The following is a 23,791-nucleotide window of genomic DNA, read 5'->3' on the forward strand; positions in this document are numbered from 1 at the left end:
TATTTCGTTTTCTGAATAGCCATGTTAAGGAATCATTATGTAGGGGCGACCTTATTTAACGATTTCGCAACAGAGTGGTAATTCAACGATAACTTTCAGGGGGTAGAGACTGGGTAATTTTGTAGCGTTAAATAATCACCAGTATTAATGCTATCATGAATTCATTCATTAAATACACCAATCTATTATTCATCAATTTATTTTTTGGATTTACCGTATTAGCTCAAGGATCGGGCACTATTAGAGGTACCATTAAGGATGCTAAGACGAAAGAAGATATCATTGGCGCTACCGTTTTCATCACGGGTTTATCGAAAGGAGCTGCTACGGATGTGAATGGTTTCTTTTCCATTAGTAATGTTCCTGCGGGAGATCACACCATCAAAATCTCATTTGTAGGATATAAATCTAAAGTTTACGAAAATGTTCAAGTTAAGTCGGGTCAAATTACGGAGCTTAACTTAAGTATAGAAGAGGAATCGTCTACCCTGGCTGAGGTAAAGGTGGTCGCCCAGAGGTTAACTAATACAGAAGTATCAGTTATTTCGGAAATCAAGGCAGCTCAACTCGTAGTAAGTGGTATTTCTGCTGCTCAAATCACGAAGACTTTAGATCGAACTGCCGCTGAAGTAGTTAAGCGAGTTCCAGGGGTTACTATTTTCGGAGATAGATTCATCAACATCCGAGGGTTAAATGAGCGTTATAATACGGTTCAATTGAATAACACATTTGCTCCATCCATGGAGACAGATGTACGCTCATTTTCTTTTGACATTATTCCTGCAGGGCAAATTGATCGAATATTGGTATTTAAAAGTCCAGCAGCGGAGTTGCCAGGGGAATTTGCTGGTGGAGTAGTAAAGATTTTCACAAAGAGTATTCCAGAAAAAAACTTCTTGACAGTTGATTTTAGTAATTCTTTCCGAGATGGGACAACAGGCCAGGCTTTCCGTGCACCTACTCAGGGAAGTAATTATTGGACAGGTTTTAATCAAGGATATAATGATTTGCCAGCTGGATTTCCTGCTTCAAAGCAAGAATTGCTTCAAGCATCAGGTGAACGATTGTCACAGATTGGACGATTATTGAAAAATAATTGGGTTCCTGTTAATTCAACGGCCAATCCAGATTTACGCTTTTCATTATCCAGTGGATTGAAATTTGATTTGGGGAATATTAAAGTGGGTAATATCACTGCGGTCAACTATTCCAGTTCCAAAACCATCTACCAAATGGTTAGAAATGATTTTGGATATAGTACCATTGCAACAACAGGGGAGCCTGATTACGTATTTAATTTTAATGATAAGCAATATTCATCGGCTATCCGATTCGGCGTATTGCACAACTGGGCATTTCGTTTGTCAGATCACCATAGTTTAGAATTCAAGAACTTATTCAATCAATTAAGTAATGCTCAATTTGTAGATCGGATAGGTATAGACAATGGATCTAATTGGGATATTCAATCTTTTGATCAAGTATATAGAGGTATTTATACAGGACAATTGGGAGGAAAGCATGATTGGAATGACGGTAATACCAAGTTAGACTGGGTAATTGGATATAATACATCATTTAGAGATCAGCCTGATTATAAGCGTTTTAGGTATACGTTGGATGGGGCGAACAAATCCTTATATGTTCCTTCTGGGGCTGCCCAGACTTTTAACTTAGGTAGAACGAATATTATATTAAAAGAGAATGCTCTGACTGGGGGAATCAATTTTACACAAAAATTCATTGTTAGTGCGGGTCAAGATGGAGCTAAGGGGAAAGAATTGGAGCTTAAATCAGGTATTTATGTCGAGTCTAAAAAACGTGATTTCAGTGCCCGAAATTTAGGTTATGTAAGGGCCAATAGTTCTCTATTCAATATTGGACAATTACCGATCGATCAGATTTTTGCCGAAGCCAATATCAACTCAACCAATGGAGTAAAATTAGATGAGCAAACAAATCCCAATGACTCTTATCAGGCAACCAATGATTTGTTTGCAGCCTATGTACAAGGAGGTTATGCGATAGGTTCTAAGTTTAATTTGGTAGCAGGAGTAAGAGCTGAAAATAACAGTCAGCGATTAAACTCGTATGATTTGGTAGGTCTACCCTTGAAATACGATAATACGGTTTTAAATATATTGCCATCATTTAACTTGTCTTACAACTTTAATGAGAAGTCCTTACTACGATTGGCATATGGAAAAACCATTAATCGCCCGGAATTCCGTGAAGTAGCACCTTTCTCCTTTTATGATTTTGTAAATAATCGTAACATTTCTGGTAATCCGAGATTAAAGAATGCGTCCATTCAGAATTTTGACTTCCGTTTTGAAAGATACCCTACTCCATCGGAGGTACTAAGCATTGCTTTATTCTATAAACAGTTCACCAATCCTATTGAAGTTGTTTTTGCTTCTGGTTCAAATCCCAATTTAGATTTTGAAAATGCGGAAAGTGCATACAGTGCAGGTTTGGAAGCTGAAATCAGAAAGAATTTATCTGCCGAAAACCCGAATAGTTTTTTGGGGAAATCAAGTGTTGTATTTAACGGAGCCTATATTTTAAGCAAGGTTAGTCTTGGTTCAAAGGCGAGTGCCAATCAATCGGATAATCGTCCACTACAAGGTCAAAGCCCATACATCTTAAATGCGGGATATAACTATACTGATTCGAAGAAAGGCTTGCAGTTGAATTTATCCTACAATGTCATCGGTAAAAGAATTTATGCCGTAGGAAATAACTATGGATATAATTATCCGGATTGGTATGAAATGCCTCGTCATGTGGTGGATTTTACATTCTCACAGCGAGTAGCCAAGAATGTGTTAGTCAAAGGAGGAATTAGTGATGTATTGAACAACAAAAATATTGTCTTACAAGACGGAAACTTGGATGGGTCATTTGATGCTTCCAAGGATCAAATTATTCAATCATTTACACCCGGAAGAGTTTATTCTGTAGGAATCATTTATACCCCTTTTGGATTTTAAAAAGCTTTTAACAATCAAATTAATTATAACACTAATGAAAAAGTTTACCAACAACATGTTAAGATTATTAACTGTCATGGCAGTAGTAATGCTTGGATTTTCTGCATGTCAGAAAGACGAGGAAATATTTCCTATTCCTACGGTAACTCCGGCAGGAACTTTATCAGGTATTCCAGGTGCTACGGTATCTGTGAAAGCATCCATCAGTGCACCGGCAGGATTAAAGTCAATTACGGTTTTAAAGAATGGTCAAGCTTTTGATTCAAAAACATTTACCGGAGAAAAGACTGCGGAGTATGCTAAGGATTATGTGATTGATGGAACAGCTGGCTCTGTTGTTACTTTCTCCATTCAAGTAACGGATTCAAAAAATCAAGTTTCAAGCTTGACTCCAATGACGGTGAATGTTACTGCTATACCTCCCAAGACAGTTGTTGAAGTTTCAGGTGTTCTAGAAGGTAACATCACTTGGACTGCAGATAAAATTTACAAATTAAAAGGATTTGTTCGTGTAGGTGAAGAGGCGGTATTTGGAACGATCACTAAAAAAGGAGTTTTAACGATTCAAGCAGGAACTACCATCATAGGTGAGCGTGCTTCCAAAGGAGCTTTGATTGTACAACGTGGAAGCAAAATTATAGCAGAAGGTACAGCAGATAAACCTATTGTATTTACATCTGAGCGTAATCCAGGAGAGCGTGAGGCAGGAGATTGGGGTGGTTTAGTACTTTGTGGCCAAGCTCCTAATAACTTACCAAATGATGCGTCTAACCGTCAGTTAGAAGGTGGTTACGGTGCTTTCCATGGTGGAACAGATGCAGCTGATAATTCAGGAATCTTGAAATACGTTCGTTTGGAGTTTGCTGGAATTCCAATTAACCCTAATCAAGAAGTTAACTCTTTAACCTTAGGTTCAGTAGGTTCGGGAACAGTTATTGACTATGTACAAGCATCTTTTGGATTAGATGACTCATTTGAGTGGTTTGGTGGTACCGTTAATGCGAAGCACTTAATTGCTTACAAAGGATTGGATGATGACTTTGATACAGATAATGGATTCTCAGGATATGTACAATATGGTTTAGGTATTCGTGGTTCTGCAATTGCGGATCAATCAGGATCTAATGGTTTTGAGTGTGATAATGATGCAAATGGTTCAGGTAACACTCCATTTACTTCGGCCGTTTTTGCTAATATGTCCATCATTGGTGCAAAAGGAGCAGTTAATATTGCTATCGATCCATTATTTCAGCATGGAGCACAAATTCGTCGTAACGCAAAGCAAAAAATCTATAATACTGTTATTACTGGATATCCTTACGGTGTTTATATCGATAGCCAACGTGGTAGTGCTAAGGTGAATGCGGCTAATGGAGAAATTGATTTCCAAAATGTTATTCTTGCTGGTGTTGAAGGTTGGGGTCCAGGTGGATTTGGTTTAGGCTGGTCTGTCAATGTTAGACCCATGGGTGTTGCTGTTCCAGGTTTTGAAAACATGGCTTCAGGTACTAACGGTGCTGCTATTTTGATTGGAGACAAAACTCCGGAAGATTGGTTTAAGTCATTAGTAGGAAATAAGATTTTAGCAACTAATGCGAAAATGGGTCTTTCTACTACTTTATGGTCTGCAGGACGTCCAACGCTTACTTTGGCTACTGGTACTGATGAATCTTTAATCGGTCCAAAATTGAAATCTGATCTTCCTGCGTTTTTTGATGCCACCGATTATGTAGGTGCATTTAAGTCAACAGACTGGACTTTAGGTTGGTCAGAATTTGCTCCACAATCTGTGGTTTACGTTAAATAAGGAAAATGTAACTAGGAGCTAGTGAATAGCTAGCTCCTTTTTTTTATGAAATATTACACCATACTCATTCTACTAGTTTTGTTGAATGCTTGTCAATCAAGTGATTCACCGTCATATTATTTTGATACTGCTAAACAAGATTCTTTGGTAGTTCAAATGATAGCTTATATAGGTCCAAATGCCTCTCAGGCTACGGATAGCACAAGGTTAAATCCAGAATTTAAGTCGGAGTACGCCAAGAGTTTAGCCAATTACCAATTGGTAAAATTGGTTAAGAATAAAGAAGGGAAGTATTTCTATTTCATGATTCGTCCCGTGGCTAATCTATTACAATACCGTAGAGGAGTGATTGGGAGTTTCCTATTAGATGAAAAATCTGGGAAAATACTAAGTTTTAAAGAAGAAGTTAATACACCCCATTTAAAGGAAGATGTGGTTAAAGAAAGGGGAGAGTTTCTTTTTAGAGAATATGTTACCAATGGGAATTTAAATGAGTATTTGGCCATGAAAGACTATGTTGAATGGCCAGATAGCTCCTTAAAATACAATGAGCACTTGAATAGATGGGTCATCCCAAATGGAAAGTTTTAAACAATATTATATTGGTGTAATACGGCAAATGTCGAGGGGCTTCCTCTCGACATTTCTTATTATTTTTTTGATTTCCATTTCTTGTACCTACGATCAGAATCCATTAAATACGTCCAAGGTAGATTGCAACGTGCAAAATTTGAAAAGTATCTCTTATTCAAGAGACGTATTTCCTATCATTCAATCCAACTGCCTTAGTTGTCATGATGCAGTCAATCATTTTGATGGTGTGGTCATTGAAAACTATCAGCAGATTTCAGAATCTTGTCGCTTAGGAGAAATGATGGATGTTATAACGACCCATTATGCAGGTTCATTACCCCACATGCCCAAAGGTGGGCAGTTAAAATCTTGTGAAGTTGAAGTGATTCGTTTGTGGATTCAACAAGGTTTAATAAATAATTAATTGCATTTTTTTGCGATAAATCAATAGGTTAACAATTGCGTAAACACTTGTTAACAATTTCTTTACATACCTAGGCTACCGTTAATACTACCTTTGCGGCATCAAAAACCAATATAATGACAGTAAGGATTTCTAAGGCGGGATTTTTGTTTCTCGTAGTATTATTTTCAATTGTATTTTTCCAATCCAATGCTCAGATTACCACTTCCTCTTTAAATGGAAAGGTAAAAGACGCTAAAGGAGAGGAAATTCCTGGGGCAAGTGTACAATTAGTTCATGTACCTACCGGGACGCGCTATGGAGTAGCAACTCAAGTGGATGGCAATTTTCTATTAGCCAATATGAATCCAGGAGGGCCATATACCTTAACTGTTTCCTTCGTAGGATATCAGACATTTAGAGCAGAGAATATTAATTTGACTCTTGGATCCAATCCTTCAGTGAATGTGGTCATCAGTGAAGAAACAACTACTTTAACCGAAGTCGTGGTGAAAGCAGATAAAGGGGGTACAAAGTCTGGAGCTATTACTCAGTTGAATGAGTCAACCATTAAAGCTGTTCCTACCCTGAATCGTAGTTTGACTGATATGACCAAACTTACCCCACAGGGTTCTTCTAGTAACTCATTTGCAGGAACTAACTTTCGTTACAATAACGTAACGGTGGATGGAACAATCAACAATGATGCCATCGGTTTTAGTCCTTCATTAGGTGGGCAATCTGGAACTTCTGGGATGCCTGGCTCAAGTACAAGAACGAATCCTATTTCATTAGATGCCATTCAAGATGTTCAGGTTTATGTAGCTCCTTACGATGTTAAAATTGGAAATTTTACGGGAGGGTCCATTAATGCAGTAACAAGAACAGGAACTAATCAAGTAAAAGGGTCAGTCTATGCTTACGGAAGAAATTCTGTTATGACAGGTCCCAACAATGCGGGTGATGGGTCTAAGATGTCTAGTGACTATTCTGACTATCAAACAGGTTTCCGTTTAGGTTTACCCTTGATAAAGAATAAGTTGTTTTGGTTTACCAACGAAGAAATTACGCGTAGAAATGAACCTCTATTTTATGCAGCAGGGGATCCAGGAACCATCATTGATGCTAATACGGCTTCCAACATTAGTAATTTCTTAAAATCTAACTATAATTTTGATCCAGGTGCATTTGGTGCTTATTCTATTCAATCAATGAGTAATAAGTTATTCAATCGATTTGATTGGAATATTTCAGACAAACATCAATTGTCGATCCGTAATAGTTATGTGGCCTCAGAGGCAACAAACTTAGAGCGAGATGCAGCTAATTTCCGTTTTGGATCTATGGATTTCCGTCAAGTGAATAAAACAAATTCAACTGTAGCTGAATTGAAGAGCCATTTTGGCAGTGCATCGAATAGCTTTATTTTGGGTTATTCAGATATTCGTGATTATCGTGAACCTATGAGTTCCAACCCTGCATTTCCACAGGTAGAGATTGCAGCTAATGGAGGAACCATTTTCTTAGGTAATGAGCGTGAGGCAACTGTCTTTAATATGAAGCAAAAGACATTTGAAATTACGGATAACTTTACTTGGTTTAAGGGAAATCATACGTTTTTAGTAGGAACACACAATGAGTTGTATACCATCAATTACGGGTTTGTCAATTCTTGGAATGGACGAGTTTCTTACAAAAGTGTGGCCGACTTTTTAGCAGCCAATGTGAATCGTGTACGTGGTTCATATAGTTTTACGAATAATGATCGTGATGCAATATTTAATAATCCTTATGCAACATTTAATGTAGGCCTATACAGTGTTTATGCTCAAGATGAAATTCAGGTAACAAGTAAACTGAAATTATCACCTGGTATTCGTTTTGACCTTGCTAGTACAGATTCGCCTACGCTAAGTCCTAAAACGGCGATGACACAAGTTGATCCAAATGCAGGAACAACATTTAGTTCAGCAACTTCATTGAATCAAATATCAAATTCCATTTTTGGTCAAGTATTATTTTCTCCACGTTTAGGATTTAATTATGATGCTTTAGGAGATCGCAGTTTAGTGTTTCGTGGAGGTACAGGTATTTTTACAGGTAGAATTCCATTTGCATGGTTAGGCTATGCATTCTACAATGATGGTGTAGGTTTTGGAGCATTTGATGTTAATAATGTTGCCGGTAAAAATAAGGGAGATGTATTAAAAGATGGGGCAAAGAACTTTGCATTTGCGAACGGACAGGCTAGCTTGACTCAAGTAGATGCCATGGCGAACAATTTCAAAATGCCGCAGGTTTGGAGAAGTAGTTTTGCGGTGGACCGCACCATCAATGGTTATAAGTTTACTTTGGAAGGTATTTATACCAAAACGATTTCAGATTTGAAATTTCAGCAAGTGAATTTAAAAGATTCTGTCAAGTATTATAGCTATGACCAATTAAAGCAAATGCCTATTTATTTATCAGGTGGAGCAACGGGTCAAAAATTGAATTCAGCCTTTTCTAATGCTTACGAATTATCCAATACTTCTGAAGGACACCGATATAGTTTGACGGCTCAAATAAGTAAAAATTATGCAGCTGGATTTAATTTCATGGTGGCATATACTTATGGACAGAGTTTTGACCTAACGAATGGAATTCGAAATTCGATGGAATCTAACTGGCAGTTGAATCAATCATTGTCTCCGAATAGCCCTAAATTGGCATATTCCAATTTTGATATTCGCCATCGTATTATTTCCTCATTTGCCTATACTAAATCTTGGAAAAACGGAAGTGCAACTACGTTATCAGGGGTATTTAGTGCACAATCAGGGGCACCATTTACTTGGGGTTTTGTAAATAGTACGATTGCAAATACACCTCAGGCAGCAGGTCTTGCCTATGTATTCAAAGATGAGCAGGAAGCAGCTAAGTATTTTGTGGACGACGCTAAATTAGGTACGGCGGCAGTTCAAGCGAAAGCCTTTATGGATTTTGTGAATTCAGATGAATATTTAAGTACTCGTAAAGGTGATTTCACGGAAAGAAATGGTGGTAGAACACCATGGAATACGACCTTGGATTTAAAATTGAATCACTCGATTAAAGTAGGAAATGGCCATGAGTTTCAAGTATCATTAGATATTTTAAACGCGACAAATTTGTTGAATAGTAATTGGGGTAGAATTTATTTTTCTCCTAACACATTTAATTCAACGGCTAGCTTAGGTTTAAATCGTGTGAATTCTGGAACAGCTTCTGATCCTACCTATAAGTTCATCGCCCCAACTAATCCTTATTCAGTAGATCAAATGGGATCTAGATGGCAAATGCAATTAGGAGCTAGATATACTTTTTAAAAGGAAAAACGGAAGAAATGAATGTTGTAGCGCTGTCAGGTTTTAAATCTTGACAGCGCTACTGTTTTTAAGGTGTTGGTATGATGCTTATTGTATCAGTTTATTGTTAATGAAAAACGCCTGCGCTTTCTAACGCTGTCAAGGTTTGGAACCTTGCCAGCGTTGCGCAGCTGGCGCAGACTGAACGTTTTTCCTGGAGTACTATTGTATCAATTTCTTGGTAAAATAGAAGGTACTGAAAAGAGCTATACCCATTCCTGCGATTCCCAGTAGGTTAATCCATTCAAAAAATAGATGGGCTAAATTCCAATGTGGGAAAATGAATCCACTGCACCATAGAAGCAAATTGTAACCGACATATCCAGTGGAGTCTACAATGTACATTAGAAAGCCAATATTGGCCTTATGCTTGCTTATCGCCAGCATTCGTTCAAATATGGAGGTAGTGATGGTTAAATAAGGTAAATAAATGCCAAATCCTGTAAGAACTACTAACCAAAAGCTTGACAAGTAATGAAGGCCAATTGTACCACACAAGATGAGTAAAAGAAATCCCATAAAAATGATTCCTAAACTCATATAGAAGGCATGGATATTGTTTTTGATGAATACCAAACTGCCATTAATCAATAATATACCTATGGTAACCCATATTTCGGTTTGTGTAAAAATGGAGGGTAATCCATGAAAACCAAGGTATTCCCAGATTTCTGGTGCAAAGTCGGACCGAATTCCTCTTAACAAAGACGCAAATAGGTACAAAAGACTAATTCCCAGTATTCCTGGCCCCAATGATTTAATTAATCGATTTCTATCTTGGGAAGTCATGGGCGCTCTTTCAGAACGTTCGGCAATGTCCTCTTTCGTAGGTTTAGGGATTTGTTGAAGCATCCACACAAAGAAGAGAAATGGTAAGCTAAATAGTAAGCCTGCTGTAAATGGCATCCAGGTTTCAGCTATGCCTGAATTAAGTAGTAATTTCCCCACTGATTTTGAAACTCCGTCTGCTAAAATAAAACTAGCTCCTAAGCTGGCAATGAATAATTCAGTGTTCTTTTTCCCTTCCAAAAATCCTTGAATATAGCCAAATATCATCCCCAATGGGAGACCATTCATAATCAAGAAAAGCATACTCCATGGTTTGGGGGCCAATCCGAATCCCAATAGGGCAATTTCGGCTATAAAGACACTCCACAAAATAGCTTGAATCCTCTTTGACCAAGTGATAGAAGAAACAAAAAATATACCACCACATTTGGACAGCATATATCCAGCTATTTGGGAAGATATCAATACCGATTTCCAGGGTATACCTAGCCAAGACTGTCCTTCATAAAGGCCAGCTGTAAAGGGCTTTCTAAATCCATATACACAAAAGTAACAACCAAATGCGGCCAACATGGACCAAATAGGATGGGCAAACCAATGGGTATAGGAAGGTGTTTTACCTGGCCTAGTTGGGGAGTGAATGATCATAAGGCAATGGCTTCGATCAATTTCAGGTAATGTGTTAGAGGAAGTACTTGTAGATCTGGTATCTTAGCTGCATCATCGTATTTTCTCAACTGTATGGCTGAATGAAAATGAGGGTTTTGTTCAAATCCCAAACATTCCTGCTCGCTCATTGGGCCGCCTTGTAACTGCAAGCTCAGTAAGGAAGGTTCACTAAGCAATGCCTGATATCCTGCTTCTCGAGTGCATAAATATCGTTTGGCATTTACGTGTAAGTAAATGGGTTCCGTTACTTCATCTTGGAAATATCGACTCAGAAAATCCTTAGCAAGATTTTCATGCATATCATCAATACCATTTTCTGGGGCATCATCTGGGAGTGCATGCAATAGATGCCCAACGTCGTGTAATAAACTAGCCACAATCAGCTCTGAGGAGGCGCCTTCATCTGTAGCTAATTGGGCACATTGTAAGGCATGCTCTAATTGGCTTACTGCTTCGCCACCATATTGAGAATTCCCCAATTCGGCAAACATGATTTGGACTTTTTGAGTAATCTCTTTCATCTGCTATTTCAAGTATTTTATGTAATTTAAGCCCATTGAAAAGCGTAAAAAATACCCTAGAAGCGATTTAAAATAGATTTCATATTGCCATAATATATCCGTAAAATGAACCCAAGTTTCTCCATTAGACAAGCTAAATTAGAAGATGAAAATGCTGTCCTACAATTAGTGGATGAGCTCGAAAATAGGACATCTGATCCAAGGGTTTTCCATCAAATCTGGAATGAGTACCTTGGTCATGCACATACGTTTGTTTGGGTTGTTGAAAGCCAAGAAAATCAACTAGTTGGTTTTTTGAGTGTCATCGGTCAAAACCTATTACACCATGAAGGAATGGTGTATGAAATTCAAGAATTGATTGTCACTGCCGCTTGCCAAGGAAATGGATTAGGAAGGAAGTTAATAGAAATACTCCGAGCTGAGCTGAAAGAAAAGGACGTGAAGTCGATTGAAGTGACGTCGAATAAACGAAGAAAAGAAGCCCATGCTTTTTATGAAGCAATGGGCTTTACTAATTCACATGAAAAGTTTACAATCTATTTTTGAGATAGTCGAAGTGCAGCTTTCATTTTATCAAAAATGGCTGTGTTTTGATATATTCCTTGAAAAGCCTCTGAACCAGGTCCAAATGCAAATACAGGAACCATTTGTCCCGTATGTCCTTTGGTAATAAAAGAGGCTTTGATTTCTCCTGTTGTCATGTCTCCTCCCAATAATCCCATGCCTCCTGTTTCATGATCAGCAGTAATAACCACCAATGTTTCTTTGTCTTTTTCAGCAAAATCTAAGGCAGCTGCTATACTTTTATTGAAATCCACCATTTCAGTAGCTGCGTAATTTGCATCATTGGCATGTCCACCCCAATCAATTTGTCCTCCTTCAATCATCACAAAAAATCCTTTTGGGTTTTTGGAAAGCAATTCTAATGATTTTTTTGAGGCATCTAATAAGACTTCTCCTCTCCCTTCAGAGAATTTTTTCGGGTCGCCAGGAGCATATAAGTAAACAAATTTACCCTGTTTAATGGCATTCATTTCTGCTAAGGATTCCACCACTTGATACTTTTTTGCTTTCAGTGAATCCAAAATATTCTGTCCATCTTTACGCTGGTCAAAGCTTTTTCTCCCTCCTCCCACAACAATATCTACGTCGGTTTTAAGGAAATCCTTGGCAATTTCATCGTGCATATTACGTTTGATTTGATGGGCAATGAATGCCGCAGGAGTGGCATCGGTGATGTCAGCTGTACTAACTAAACCGGTAGCTAGTCCTTTTTTCTCTGCCAACTCCAATAATGTTACATGTGGCGTTTGTGTAGCATCTACCCCAATAGCTCCGTTATACGTTTTTTTGCCTATTGAAAAGGCGGTGGCACCCGCTGCTGAATCCGTTACATAGTTATCGGATGATTGATTTTTATGAAAGCCAATGTGGCGAATTCTCTCTAAAGCTAAATGTCCTTTATTGGCAGTAAGTCCAGCATAAATTTGACTAACACCCATGCCATCGCCAATTAAAAAAATAATGTTTTTAGGGGTGTTTTTTTTAGAGTTTTGCCCAAAAGCAGTTAAAGTAAGTAAGGAAAATAAAATGAAGGGAACGACTTTTTTCATAGAGGTTTAATAAAGTTTTTGAATGTATTCTGCTGTAAATCCGGGACTTGTCGTCATGCCTTTGCCACCAATTCCATTGATTACATGAATGACATCATCCAACGTTTTAGTAAAGATATCTGATTTGTTGGCTTGTAAATAATATCCGGCCCAGGTAGATTCAACATCCCAGCTTTCTACATGAAGAATTCTCTTGGCTTCATTCAGCATCATTTCATTGATTTCAGTGGAAATTTCAAATCCAAAATTGGCTTGATGATGTGCCGGAACATAGGAGTGCGAATCTCCTAAGATAATTGACCCATCATCCGCCTGTTTGAATAAAATATGAATACCATGTTCTTGCAAAAGCTTCTGTTCTGCACTTGTTTCTAATTTGTGAAAAGAAGGACATGAATGAAAGCTTTCATACCGCCGAATCGTTAAGCCTGTCAAAATATTGGATTTAAAGGCTCGCTTTTGTGGGATTAGTCGCATCATTTGAAGCTTACTGATTTTTAAGTCAGCCTGAGCAAATAAGTCTGGGAATAAAAATTGAGTATCTCTGCCACTTGCTAAGATGACTTTATCGGACCAAAATGCTTGTCCATGAGCACTATGAATTTTAGCAATACCTCGCTTTTTTTCTATGGATATAACAGAACACAAAGGTTGGTAATGTAAGCCCATGTATTGAATAAGAAATTCTCGCACTCGGTGTACCATAACCAAAGGATTCAAGGATGCCTCTTCTGGGAAAAAGAGCCCGCCTTTTACATAATCCTTTTTTAAGGAAGGATTAATATCCAAACATTCTTGAGCTGTGTAAAGCTTATTGGTATAATTTCTCTCTGTAAAAAGTTGATGGATTTCTTCTAAAAGAGTCATTTCTTGGTCGTCGGAAGCATAGTACCAAGATCCATTTTTTACCAAAGAAATGTCCGTGTTTTCTTGTAAATCCTTATAGATCTTCAAGGATTTGCGACCGTATTCAAACCATAATGGGAGGGATTGACCTGAAGGGACAGCTTGACCAAAATTCCGAAAACTGGCTTCAAATGGCAGGGAATCTTTTTCTAATAAGAGTACGGTTTTTCCTCTTTTTAACGCATGATAGGCACAAAAAGTCCCAATGATTCCTGCGCCTACGATGATTAAATCATATTTTCTCATGATTTAGTTTTTCAATGATGGGAATTAATTCAGCTATATTATTCAGTAAGCCATCATTTGGATGACCAGCTAATTGCTCTCTAGTATGGGTTCCGTTGCAAACGCCCAATGCCAGACGAACACCTGCATTTTTACCAAAGGCTAGATCTACTGGGGTATCGCCTACATTAATGACTTTGCTTTTATCTGATATGCCAAATCGAAGCATGGCTAATTCTATCATGCTCGGAGAGGGTCTACCTGCTCCTTGGACTTCATCTGGACAAACGGAAAGGTGTATGCCAGACTTGTTTTGGATATTCATGTAGTTCTGATTGAGACTTTTTCCCCAACCTATTTTATCCAATATGATATTTGCCACTTTTCGGTAAAAGCCTGTCGTGAGTGCTATGTATATACCATGTTGGTGTAAGTAGTCGAATAATTCCAAACAACCTTCCGTAGGTTTTACCTCATGGTTTAAGTAATGCTGTTCTAAAATTTGGGTAAAATCTTCGTATGAAGTTTTGGCTTTTTGATTTATCGTAGGGTCACCTTCTCCCAGTTGTTCTGCCCAAAGTGTTTGAAACACGTAGAGCTTGGCATAACCTTGTAAAGCTAATATTCGGTCATCGCTGGAATTCAATCCATTTTTTTGTGCGGCTAATTTAAAGCAGTGTTCTACTTCGTGTTCATCTAAGATGGTAGTTCCAGCCATATCTAGTATGACCAATTGGATATTTTGTGAGGACATGTATAAGTAGATTGAACACGAATTTCCTGTTTTTAAATTATCAATCGATTAGTTGGATGTGAAATAATTGTAAAGATTGAATTGGTATTATTTCAAGTTCATTTGGCACTTCTTGTCGTCTTAATACTGCCTTAATCAATTGTCAATGATTCCTTAACAATTCACTTTTTTTCTTAATAATTTCTTGTTCTAAGACACACAGTTAGCTTACCTGATAGGAATACTTTTGTGGAAAATTTAAGAGGTTGGAATTCAGAGAGCAATCCTCATCCTTGACCATTATTCCATGTTTAGAATTTCTATTGTGGATGATTTTTATCTATCAGTCTAATTAATGGCCCTTTGGGGCTTATCAGGCAAGTTTTTGAAAAACAATGTTCAAGTTGAGTAAGCTGTTTTTGCACCTAATCTCTTCGTCACAATTTAACATTCTTTAAAAACAAAAATCTTTATGAAGAACTTTTTACAAAAATTGTCTCGAAGAAAGATCGCACATAAGTCGATGTGGCTTATGTTGGTCTTTTTTCAATTGACGGCTATTTTGGCAATGGGCCAATCTAGAAGCATTACTGGACGCGTAATATCCAAAGAGGATAATTCTGGGATACCCGGAGTTTCCATCCAAATCAAAGGAACAAATTTGGGAACGAATACCAATGCTGACGGACGTTTTACTTTAGCCGTTAATCCCAATGCAGTTTTACAAGTTTCCATGATTGGTTTCAAAAAGCAAGAAGTGGCAGTGGGAGCTCAATCGGAACTTACCATTATTTTAGTAGGAGATGAAAAGCAACTTCAAGAAGTAGTAGTTACGGCCTTAGGTATCAAGAAAGAAATCAGAAAAATTGGTGTTTCTATTCAGTCTTTAGACGGAGCTGCTGTAGTGAAAGCTCGTGAGCCCAATGCTATCAATGCCTTAGCTGGTAAGGTTGCAGGTTTAACGATTGGTGCACAACCAGAGCTTTTAAGAAAACCTACTATTTCATTACGTGGTAATTCTACTGTTTTATACGTTGTAGATGGGGTTCCAATTAACTCAGATACCTGGAATATCTCTCCAGATGATATTGAAACGTATTCGGTTTTGAAAGGAGCTTCAGCTTCTGCATTATATGGTTTTCGTGGAAAGAATGGAGCAATCTTAATTACTACCAAGCGTGGGTCAAAAGACAAAAGAGGATTCTCTGTTGAGGCAAATTCATCTACCATGATGGAGAATGGATTTTATGCTATTCCTGTTGTTCAGGATGAATATGGCCCTGGTGATCACGGTCGATATGCTTTTGGTGATGGTAAAGGTGGTGGATTAAATGATGGAGATTATGATGGTGGTTGGGGCCCAAAATTCAATGGACAATTAATCCCTCAATATGATTCACCAGTAGATCCAATCACGGGTGTTCGTGCGGGGACTCCTTGGATAAACCGCGGTAAAGATAACTTGAAACGTTTTTTAGAAACAGGTATTTTATCTACGAATAACGTTTCCGTTTCTGCAACAGGAGAGAAATATAACTTGCGTTTTTCAACCTCTCATATTTATCAAAAAGGTATTGTTCCAAATACCAAAATGAATATTACCAATTTCAATATTGTTGCCGATTACAAGTTTTCTGACAAATTGAAATTTGAGTCGAATTTGCAATATAACCGTCAGTATACACCAAACATTCCCGATGTGAACTATGGTCCGAACTCCATCATTTACAACATGGTGTATTGGGCAGGTGCTGACTGGAACGTGGATGATATGCGTAATTATTGGCAAAAAGGTAAAGAGGGTATTCAACAAATTTATGCGGAATATCAGCGTTACAATAACCCTTATTTCATGTCATATGAGTGGTTACGTGGACATTACAAAAATGATATCGTAGGTCAAGCAGCATTACGCTACCAATTAGCTGATGGATTAGAAGTATTGGGACGTACGCAAGTAACGACTTGGGATATGGTAAGAACAGAGAAATTCCCTTATTCAGCAGGTTCATATGGACGTGATGAGCGTCGTGGTGATTACCGTGAAGATCGTCGTTCATTGTTTGAAAACAATACGGAATTATTGGTGTCTTACGACAAGGATATTACGAGAGGTTTGAATACAAAAATCACCGCTGGTGGTAGTATGAGAACATTTCAGTATAAGTCGATGTACGGTACAACGGATTATTTGAACGTGCCTGGACTATACAACTTCGCTAACTCATCTAACCCGGTGAAAGTATTTAACTTTGGTTCTGAAATGCGCGTGTTATCAGCCTATTATTCAGCTGACTTTTCATACAAGAACTTCATTACTGTTTCTACCACAGGTCGTTTAGATAAATTGTCAACTCTACCTACTGGGAATAATGCATTCTTCTATCCATCTGTTTCTGCTGCTACAGTTTTATCAGATTATATTAAGCTTCCAGAAGTGATTTCATTCTTGAAATTTAGAGCTTCTTATGCGAATGTAAAAGATGGTTTGACAGCATCTACAATCGGCACTACTCCATCTGTAGGAAGTGGTAATCCAATTGGATATGGAGATCAATACCAAGCACCATATGATGGACCAGCTTATACAAATGCAGCGGTGTATTCCACCTTCCCATTGTATAATAACCAAACTGCGGCTTCTTACACGAATACCTTGAATAATCCGAACTTAAATCCAAGTTCTACTACCCAAAAAGAATTTGGTATGGATTTACGTATTATCAAAAATCGTTTAGGTTTGGATGTTACTTATTGGAATTCATTAGATGGTCCTTCTATTTTCTCCTTACCAATTTCTACTACCTCAGGATATAGTTCGGCTTTAGTGAATGGAATCAAAACAGAAAAAAATGGTTTCGATATTTCGCTTACAGGTACTCCAATTAAGACAGAAAGCGGATTTACTTGGGATGTTTTAGCTAATTACGGTTCCTATGTGGAGACATTGAATGAGATTTATCCAGGTGTTAATAGCTTAAATACGTTCTTGAAAGTGGGAGATCGTTTGGATAAAATGTACGGTCGTGCTTTTGTTCGTACTCCAGATGGTAAAATTATCAATGATGCTTCAGGTCGACCAATCTACAATCCAGTAGCTCAATATTTAGGAAATACGAACTCGGATTTTGTTTATGGTATCAACAACAAGTTTACGTATAAAAACGTGAGTTTGAGCTTCCAATTTGATGGTCGTGTCGGTGGAGTAATTTCAAACTATACACAAAAGCAGACATACCGCGGAGGTCGTCATATTGGAACGACTACCGGCATATTTGCAGAGGCTCGTCCACAGGATTTTGCTGGCGTGAAGGCATTTGTTGGAGAAGGCGTTCAAGTGAGTAATGGAGTAGCAATTGCTTATGATGTTGATGGTAAAATTACCAACTATTCTGCTTTGCAATACACTCCCAATACAACGAAGCAATTTGTTCAAGATTATGTTTCTAGATATTACAATTCAGATGAAGGAAACTTAATGAGTAGAACATTTAGCATGTTACGTGAAGTGAATTTAACCTTCAATTTGCCTTCAGCGTGGTTCGGTAAATTTGTACATCAAGCCAATGTTTCTTTGGTAGGTCGTAACTTATTTTATTTCGCGGAGAAAACAGACATTGACCTAAATCAATATGTATTTGGAAATGAATCTGGTCCACAAACTCCTTCGGTTCGTCGCTACGGTGTGAATTTTAACATTACTTTTTAATCCATCGAATTATCGATTTAAATGATAAAGCATATGAAAATGAATAAATATATCATAGCTCTTTTTGGCCTTTTGATGGTCACTTTGAGCAGCTGTGAAAAGCCTTTTGATCAGTTGGAAGTTGATTCCAACCGACCTGTACATGTACCTGCATCTTTGGTTTTCCAAGGAGTTGCCTATAGTATGTTCAATGATAATGGTCGCCCATTTAGTGCTGAGATGCGCTGGAACCAATTTTATTGTTCAAACTATAATTATTATGCAAACAATGAATACACATTTGGCCAGATGCCTAATCAGTTTACAACGCTAAAAAATGTGTTGAAAATGGAGGAAGAAGCTAAACGTGCTGGATTGGCAGATGTGAATGGATACGCTGCTTTAGGGAAGTTCTTTAGAGCGTATTTCTACGATCAAATGTCGAAACGTGTAGGTGATTTACCTTTAACAGAAGCGTTGAATGGTATTGATGGTATTTCCCCAAAATATGATAGCCAAAAGGCTATTTATATTCAAATATTAAAATGGTTGGATGATGCCAATACCGATTTAACCAGTTTGATTGCTAAGGGAGAAACTGTTTCTGGAGATATCTATTACAATGGAGATTTGAAGAAGTGGCAAAAGGCAGTTAATGCATATCGTTTGCGTGTATTGTTAACCTTATCTAAGAAAGATACCGATGCTGATTTAGGAGTAAAGACCAAATTTGCTGAAATGATCAGTAATCCAACGAAGTATCCATTGATGTCTTCTATGGCTGATAATTTGGAATTTAAGTGGAATAATTTCAACAAGTATCCATCTAATCCTGACAACTTTGGTTTTGATGCTACGCGCCAAAATATGGCAGCAGCATACGTTAATTTGCTTGCCAATTTAAAGGATCCACGTGTGATGGTAACTTGTGAACCGGCTGGTTTTGAATTAAAATCAGGAAAACAACCTTCGGATTATTCGGCATTCTTAGGCGCAAGTTCGGCAGAAGATTTGGCGGATATGTCAGACAAAGCAGGTATAAATAATGGTGCGGGATTTGCTCCAGGTAAATACTCATTCCAAAACAGAAATCGCTATTACAAGAACTATACGGCAGAAAATACGTTCATTGCAGGATATCCTGAGTTATGTTTCAACATTGCTGAGGGTATTGCTAGGGGATGGGCTACAGGTTCAGCGGAAGATTGGTATAAGAAAGGAATTCAAGCCTCTCAAGCATTTTATGGCATTAAAGATGGAGTGAATACCATGACTTATTCTAAGACAGGTTCTATGGCTGCTGCAGATCAAGTGAATTATACTATTGACTTTTCTTTTGCTGATTATTATGCACAAGCTAGTGTAAAATATGATGCTTCTAAAGCGATTCAGCAAATAGTCACTCAGAAATATGCCGCCTTCTTTATGAACTCAGGTATGGAGGCCTATTTCAATTGGAGAAGAACAGGTTTCCCTAAGTTTGATGTAGGAGTTGGGAATGGTAACTCAAGTCGTATAGCCGTTAGATGGATCTATCCAACAACAGAAAGAACTACGAATGCAACGAATTATAAAGCTGCTATTCAAAGCCAGTTTAATGGAACTGATGATATTAATGACCAAATGTGGTTGATCAAATAGTTAATGGTTAAAATGAGAAATAAGTTATTAAAAAAGCCAGGTATTGCCTGGCTTTTTTGTTTTTTCAAATTACGGTAAGGTTTAATTAATGTTAAGCAAATAGTGGATTTTGTCCTTTTTTTTTGTCGAATGTTAATGAAGGTTTTTTAAAATATTACATAATTATTAAATCATTTTTGGGCCTGAAAATAACCAAGTTAGCAACCTAAATTTACTTTACAGTTAGGTTATACATGGCTAATAGAAAGAAGATATTGTTTTTAACGGGTTCTATGAATCAAACGATTCAGATGCATAAAATTTCTATGTATCTGAGCGAATACGATTGCTACTTTAGTCAGTTTTTCAGTGATGATCCATTCATATCCTATGCTATTAAATGGGGGATTCTGAATGGAACCATTATGGGACGTCCCTTGAAAAGAATCGCAGAAAATTATTTGTTGGCTTATGGCTTGAATATCGATGATAAAGCCAATAAGCATTCCTATGATTTAATAGTTTTTTGTTCAGATTTATTGTTTCCTAAGAAGTTTTCAGGCATTAAAACAATATGGGTTCAAGAGGGAATGATTGACCCATTTACCCCTTTGAGCAGCCTAATTCAGAAGTTAAAATTACCTAGGTATTGGACCATGGGAACCTCTTTAAATGGAACATCAAATTTATGTGATATCTATTGTACGGCATCTGAAGGGTATAAAAGCTACATTACTGAAAAGGGAACAGACTTGAATAAAGTAGTGGTTACAGGAATTCCCAATTACGATCATTTGAAATTACATCTCGATAATGATTTTCCTTACAGTGATTACGTCATGGTGGCAACATCCGACATAAGGGAAACATTTCGTTTGGAGAATCGTATGAAGTTTTTGAGGAGATGTGTTGAAATAGCGGGAGATAAAAGATTGCTGTTTAAACTACATCCCAACGAAAATAAGCGTAGGGCCATGGAAGAAATAAAACGGATTTGTCCAGAAAACACCTTGATTTTCACAGATGGTCCCACCAATGAAATGATTGCCAATTGCTCGGAATTAATTACACAATATTCTACTGTGGTTTATACAGGAATTGCCCTAGGAAAAAAAGTTCATTCCTATTTCAATATCGATGAATTGAACCAATTAATGCCGATTCAAAATGAAGGTATTTCTGCTGAAATGATAGCCAATATTTGTAAGGGTTATATCGAATATTCGGGTAAAGGGGATGAGTATTTAGCTGAAAATACTCCATGGGCTGAAAAATGTGTTAAAGGCTATGAATAGTAAAATTCTGATTTTAGTGCAAGCTAGAACAGGTTCAAGTCGATTCCCCAATAAGGTCTTACAACCTGTGATGGGCAAATCTATCTTGATACATCAACTTGAGCGTATACAAGGAATTCGGACCCAGGCTGAGATTGTGGTGATTACTTCTCAAGAAGAAGCCGATAATGCCATTGTTTACGAGTCAGAAAAGCATGGTTTCCCAGTTTTTAGGGGATCTTTATGTGATTTATTAGACAGACACTATCAAGCAGCTAAAGTATATCAAGCTGATTGGGTGGTTAAAATTCCATCGGATTGCCCCCTAATTGACCCAAGGATTATCGATCAGATATTGGATTATTGTTATCAGCTGGAAGGAGCATTTGATTATATCAGCAATTTGCACCCTGCCTCATATCCTGATGGGAATGATGTAGAGATAATGACTTTTTCTGCTTTGGAAAAAGCTTGGAAAGAAGCAAAACGACCGCTAGAAAGGGAACATACAACGCCTTATTTTTGGGAAAATCCAGAGCTGTTTCAACTAGGGAATTGGGTGTGGGAAAGCGGTTTAAAGTATGATATGAGTCATCGATTTACGATGGATTACCCAGAAGATTTAGCATTTATAGATCAAGTTTACCAACATTTATATTCGATCAACCCACTTTTTAGCTTAGAGGATATTCTATCCTTATTACAAGCGCATCCAGAAATTTACCAGATTAATTCGTCCTATGCTGGGGTGAATTGGTATAGAAATCATTTACATGAATTAATGACGATTGGAGCTGAACAAACTAACATGAACCATGAATACAGAAAAACGAATTAAGCTTGAAAGCTTTGCTTTACAAGTAAGAGAGCGAATTGTGCCATTAGCCACTGAAGGTGGATGCTTTTTAGGTGCGTCTTTGTCGGCAGTTGATATATTAACCTATCTCTATAACTCTTTTTTAAAAATAGACGGAGAACATTTGTCGGATGAAAGCAGAGACTATTTGTTTTTATCAAAAGGGCATGATGTGCCTGCTTTATATGGTGTTTTTGTGGAATTAGGATGGCTAGCTCCTGAAAGATTGAAAAATCATTTATCTGTTGATGACCATATTTATTGGCATCCCAATCGACATATTCCAGGTGTTGAATTTCATGCAGGTTCATTAGGACAACTTCCTGCTGTAGCTATTGGTGTAGCATTGGAGATTCGTATAAGAAAAGGAAATAACCGCGTGGTATGCATTCTGGGTGATGGCGAATTAAATGAAGGCTCATGTTGGGAAGCATTTTTAGTAGCCCATGCTAAACAATTATCCAATTTGATTTTTGTTGTAGATAGAAATCACTTCCAAGCTAATATGGCCACGGAAGAGTTGATTCCCTTAGAACCTCTTCATGATAAATGCAGAGCATTTGGTTTACATACTTATCGAATCAATGGGCATGACTTTGACCAATTAGATGAAACCTTTTCTCAATTGGAATCCAACCAAGGGCCCTCCATTATTATTTGTGATACAATTCGGGGTAAAGGACTTCCATCTATTGAAGCTAGAGCAGACCGTTGGTTTTGCAACTTTAACTCCCAAGAAATAGGAGAATTAATGGATGAATTACATCAAATTAAGCAGGCAGATATTACATCTCAAACCATTGTAGCTAGATAATTAGAGCATCATGACGTACGAACAATTATTACAAGAAATAGCCATCAATGATCAGCAATATGTCGTCATGACGGCAGAAAACAGGGCCTTGGTTAGAAACTTGCCAAAAGTCTTGGGAGATCGATTTATTGATACAGGAATTACTGAGCAAACCATGATGGGTGCAGCGGCTGGTTTAGCTTTGCGTGGAAGAAAACCTATAGTACATGCTTTGGCGGCATTTCTAACCATGCGGGCATTTGAATTTACGCGCACTTCAATTGGAATCCCCCATTTCCCTGTTAAAATGAGCAGTTTTATTCCTGGATTTTTGTCAGATGGGAATGGGCCAACACACCAGGCCGTTGAAGATATTGCCATTATGAGAGGTATACCTGGCATGGAAGTTTTTGCCCCAGCTGATGAGGATGATTTGGTGAAAATGTTACCCGCAATTTGGGAGACAGAAAATCCAAGTTATGTCCGAATTAATACGACAGCCAATCAATACAAACATTCCATTTTCGAATTAGGTAAAGCTGAGATTATTTCAGAAGGGAAGGATGCAACCATTTTGACCTACGGTTTTATGTTTGAGAACAGCTATCAAGCTATGCTTTCTCTGCGAGAAGCGGGCTTTGATGTGGGACTGGTGAACGTTCGCAGCCTACATCCATTTGATGTGGAAATGCTAAAGGCATTAGTAGGTAAAACTCAATTAATAGTTGCCATAGAAGATCATTTTTTAACTGGGGGATTATTTAGCATTGTAGCGGAGCAATTAGTTACCAATCATTGGTCTGTTCCAGTGAAGGCTATAGCCTTAGATGCTCGTTGGTTCCGTCCAGGTCGTTTACTAGATGTGATAGAATTTGAAGGTTTTGACGTTGCCAATTTAGTTACACGTATTTCAACTTTAATTCAAGAAAATCAATAAGATAT

17 protein-coding genes are annotated in these 23,791 nt (G+C 37.7%); 12 read left to right on the top strand and 5 right to left on the bottom strand.

From position 1 onward, the window contains the following. The first annotated feature begins 155 nt into the window (after nucleotides 1-155). The 5 genes from EWU22_RS03070 to EWU22_RS03090 all read left to right on the top strand — a co-directional run bounded on the left by EWU22_RS03070 (nucleotide 156) and on the right by EWU22_RS03090 (nucleotide 9,123). Complete coding sequence (locus EWU22_RS03070; protein ID WP_130924358.1) at nucleotides 156-2,993, top strand: TonB-dependent receptor; 2,838 nt, start codon at nucleotides 156-158, stop codon at nucleotides 2,991-2,993. 34 nt (nucleotides 2,994-3,027) lie between these two features. After that, nucleotides 3,028-4,800, top strand: coding sequence for an Ig-like domain repeat protein (locus EWU22_RS03075; protein ID WP_130924359.1), 1,773 nt, complete (start codon nucleotides 3,028-3,030; stop codon nucleotides 4,798-4,800). A gap of 45 nt (nucleotides 4,801-4,845) precedes the next feature. Then, a complete protein-coding gene (locus EWU22_RS03080; protein WP_130924360.1) occupies nucleotides 4,846-5,391 on the top strand; it encodes a hypothetical protein in 546 nt (181 codons plus the stop codon). 130 nt (nucleotides 5,392-5,521) lie between these two features. Beyond that, a complete protein-coding gene (locus EWU22_RS03085; protein WP_130924361.1) occupies nucleotides 5,522-5,797 on the top strand; it encodes a hypothetical protein in 276 nt (91 codons plus the stop codon). A gap of 116 nt (nucleotides 5,798-5,913) precedes the next feature. Continuing rightward, the gene (locus EWU22_RS03090) at nucleotides 5,914-9,123 is read left to right on the top strand and encodes a TonB-dependent receptor (RefSeq protein ID WP_130924362.1); all 3,210 of its coding nucleotides are present in this window, start codon (nucleotides 5,914-5,916) and stop codon (nucleotides 9,121-9,123) included. Between the two features lie 201 nt (nucleotides 9,124-9,324). Here the strand turns inward: EWU22_RS03090 and EWU22_RS03095 are convergent, their stop codons facing one another. After that, nucleotides 9,325-10,599, bottom strand: a complete 1,275-nt coding sequence (locus tag EWU22_RS03095; RefSeq protein ID WP_130924363.1) for a DUF5690 family protein — start codon at nucleotides 10,597-10,599, stop codon at nucleotides 9,325-9,327. Beyond that, nucleotides 10,596-11,141 carry a phosphonate degradation HD-domain oxygenase gene (locus EWU22_RS03100; RefSeq protein WP_130924364.1) on the bottom strand — a complete coding sequence of 182 codons (546 nt, stop codon included), beginning with the start codon at nucleotides 11,139-11,141 and terminating at the stop codon, nucleotides 10,596-10,598. The genes EWU22_RS03095 and EWU22_RS03100 overlap by 4 nt, the downstream gene beginning before the upstream one ends. Nucleotides 11,142-11,246: 105 nt before the next feature. On the opposite strand from EWU22_RS03100, the gene EWU22_RS03105 reads away from it, so the two are divergent. Then, nucleotides 11,247-11,687, top strand: a complete 441-nt coding sequence (locus EWU22_RS03105) for a GNAT family N-acetyltransferase (RefSeq protein ID WP_130924365.1) — start codon at nucleotides 11,247-11,249, stop codon at nucleotides 11,685-11,687. On the opposite strand, the gene EWU22_RS03110 is transcribed toward EWU22_RS03105, so the two are convergent. Genes EWU22_RS03110 through EWU22_RS03120 form a run of 3 tightly spaced genes read right to left on the bottom strand, consistent with a single transcriptional unit; the run spans nucleotide 11,678 to nucleotide 14,639 of the window. Beyond that, a complete protein-coding gene (locus tag EWU22_RS03110; protein WP_130924366.1) occupies nucleotides 11,678-12,754 on the bottom strand; it encodes an alkaline phosphatase in 1,077 nt (358 codons plus the stop codon). The two genes, EWU22_RS03105 and EWU22_RS03110, sit on opposite strands and share 10 nt — an antisense overlap. 6 nt (nucleotides 12,755-12,760) lie before the next feature. Then, on the bottom strand, nucleotides 12,761-13,906 hold the full coding sequence (locus EWU22_RS03115; protein WP_109321927.1) for a TIGR03364 family FAD-dependent oxidoreductase: 1,146 nt from the start codon (nucleotides 13,904-13,906) through the stop codon (nucleotides 12,761-12,763). Next, the gene (locus tag EWU22_RS03120; protein ID WP_130924367.1) at nucleotides 13,893-14,639 is read right to left on the bottom strand and encodes an HAD family hydrolase; all 747 of its coding nucleotides are present in this window, start codon (nucleotides 14,637-14,639) and stop codon (nucleotides 13,893-13,895) included. The genes EWU22_RS03115 and EWU22_RS03120 overlap by 14 nt, the downstream gene beginning before the upstream one ends. A gap of 451 nt (nucleotides 14,640-15,090) precedes the next feature. On the opposite strand from EWU22_RS03120, the gene EWU22_RS03125 reads away from it, so the two are divergent. From EWU22_RS03125 to EWU22_RS03150, 6 genes are all read left to right on the top strand, one after another. Then, nucleotides 15,091-18,327: a SusC/RagA family TonB-linked outer membrane protein gene (locus EWU22_RS03125; RefSeq protein ID WP_130924368.1), complete on the top strand. Its 3,237-nt coding sequence runs from the start codon at nucleotides 15,091-15,093 to the stop codon at nucleotides 18,325-18,327. A 33-nt stretch (nucleotides 18,328-18,360) separates the two neighbouring features. Then, nucleotides 18,361-19,947: a SusD/RagB family nutrient-binding outer membrane lipoprotein gene (locus EWU22_RS03130; RefSeq protein WP_130924369.1), complete on the top strand. Its 1,587-nt coding sequence runs from the start codon at nucleotides 18,361-18,363 to the stop codon at nucleotides 19,945-19,947. 233 nt (nucleotides 19,948-20,180) lie between these two features. Further along, a complete protein-coding gene (locus tag EWU22_RS03135; protein WP_231962628.1) occupies nucleotides 20,181-21,221 on the top strand; it encodes a hypothetical protein in 1,041 nt (346 codons plus the stop codon). Continuing rightward, nucleotides 21,214-22,038 carry a cytidylyltransferase domain-containing protein gene (locus tag EWU22_RS03140; protein WP_130924370.1) on the top strand — a complete coding sequence of 275 codons (825 nt, stop codon included), beginning with the start codon at nucleotides 21,214-21,216 and terminating at the stop codon, nucleotides 22,036-22,038. The genes EWU22_RS03135 and EWU22_RS03140 overlap by 8 nt, the downstream gene beginning before the upstream one ends. Further along, nucleotides 22,016-22,870 carry a transketolase gene (locus EWU22_RS03145; RefSeq protein ID WP_130924371.1) on the top strand — a complete coding sequence of 285 codons (855 nt, stop codon included), beginning with the start codon at nucleotides 22,016-22,018 and terminating at the stop codon, nucleotides 22,868-22,870. The genes EWU22_RS03140 and EWU22_RS03145 overlap by 23 nt, the downstream gene beginning before the upstream one ends. A gap of 10 nt (nucleotides 22,871-22,880) precedes the next feature. Then, nucleotides 22,881-23,786: a transketolase family protein gene (locus EWU22_RS03150; protein ID WP_130924372.1), complete on the top strand. Its 906-nt coding sequence runs from the start codon at nucleotides 22,881-22,883 to the stop codon at nucleotides 23,784-23,786. Nucleotides 23,787-23,791: the final 5 nt, after the last annotated feature.

Origin of the sequence: Aquirufa nivalisilvae (assembly GCF_004307455.1) — a bacterium.
Lineage (GTDB): Bacteria > Bacteroidota > Bacteroidia > Cytophagales > Spirosomataceae > Aquirufa > Aquirufa nivalisilvae.

Excerpts from the sequence above, each read along its gene's own strand:
- EWU22_RS03070 (WP_130924358.1), top strand. The coding sequence starts at position 156 with ATGAATTCATTCATTAAATACACCAATCTATTATTCATCAATTTATTT.
- EWU22_RS03075 (WP_130924359.1), top strand. The coding sequence starts at position 3,028 with ATGAAAAAGTTTACCAACAACATGTTAAGATTATTAACTGTCATGGCA.
- EWU22_RS03080 (WP_130924360.1), top strand. The coding sequence starts at position 4,846 with ATGAAATATTACACCATACTCATTCTACTAGTTTTGTTGAATGCTTGT.
- EWU22_RS03090 (WP_130924362.1), top strand. The coding sequence starts at position 5,914 with ATGACAGTAAGGATTTCTAAGGCGGGATTTTTGTTTCTCGTAGTATTA.
- EWU22_RS03095 (WP_130924363.1), bottom strand. The coding sequence starts at position 10,599 with ATGATCATTCACTCCCCAACTAGGCCAGGTAAAACACCTTCCTATACC.
- EWU22_RS03100 (WP_130924364.1), bottom strand. The coding sequence starts at position 11,141 with ATGAAAGAGATTACTCAAAAAGTCCAAATCATGTTTGCCGAATTGGGG.
- EWU22_RS03105 (WP_130924365.1), top strand. The coding sequence starts at position 11,247 with ATGAACCCAAGTTTCTCCATTAGACAAGCTAAATTAGAAGATGAAAAT.
- EWU22_RS03110 (WP_130924366.1), bottom strand. The coding sequence starts at position 12,754 with ATGAAAAAAGTCGTTCCCTTCATTTTATTTTCCTTACTTACTTTAACT.
- EWU22_RS03115 (WP_109321927.1), bottom strand. The coding sequence starts at position 13,906 with ATGAGAAAATATGATTTAATCATCGTAGGCGCAGGAATCATTGGGACT.
- EWU22_RS03120 (WP_130924367.1), bottom strand. The coding sequence starts at position 14,639 with ATGTCCTCACAAAATATCCAATTGGTCATACTAGATATGGCTGGAACT.
- EWU22_RS03125 (WP_130924368.1), top strand. The coding sequence starts at position 15,091 with ATGAAGAACTTTTTACAAAAATTGTCTCGAAGAAAGATCGCACATAAG.
- EWU22_RS03130 (WP_130924369.1), top strand. The coding sequence starts at position 18,361 with ATGAAAATGAATAAATATATCATAGCTCTTTTTGGCCTTTTGATGGTC.
- EWU22_RS03135 (WP_231962628.1), top strand. The coding sequence starts at position 20,181 with ATGGCTAATAGAAAGAAGATATTGTTTTTAACGGGTTCTATGAATCAA.
- EWU22_RS03140 (WP_130924370.1), top strand. The coding sequence starts at position 21,214 with ATGAATAGTAAAATTCTGATTTTAGTGCAAGCTAGAACAGGTTCAAGT.
- EWU22_RS03145 (WP_130924371.1), top strand. The coding sequence starts at position 22,016 with ATGAATACAGAAAAACGAATTAAGCTTGAAAGCTTTGCTTTACAAGTA.
- EWU22_RS03150 (WP_130924372.1), top strand. The coding sequence starts at position 22,881 with ATGACGTACGAACAATTATTACAAGAAATAGCCATCAATGATCAGCAA.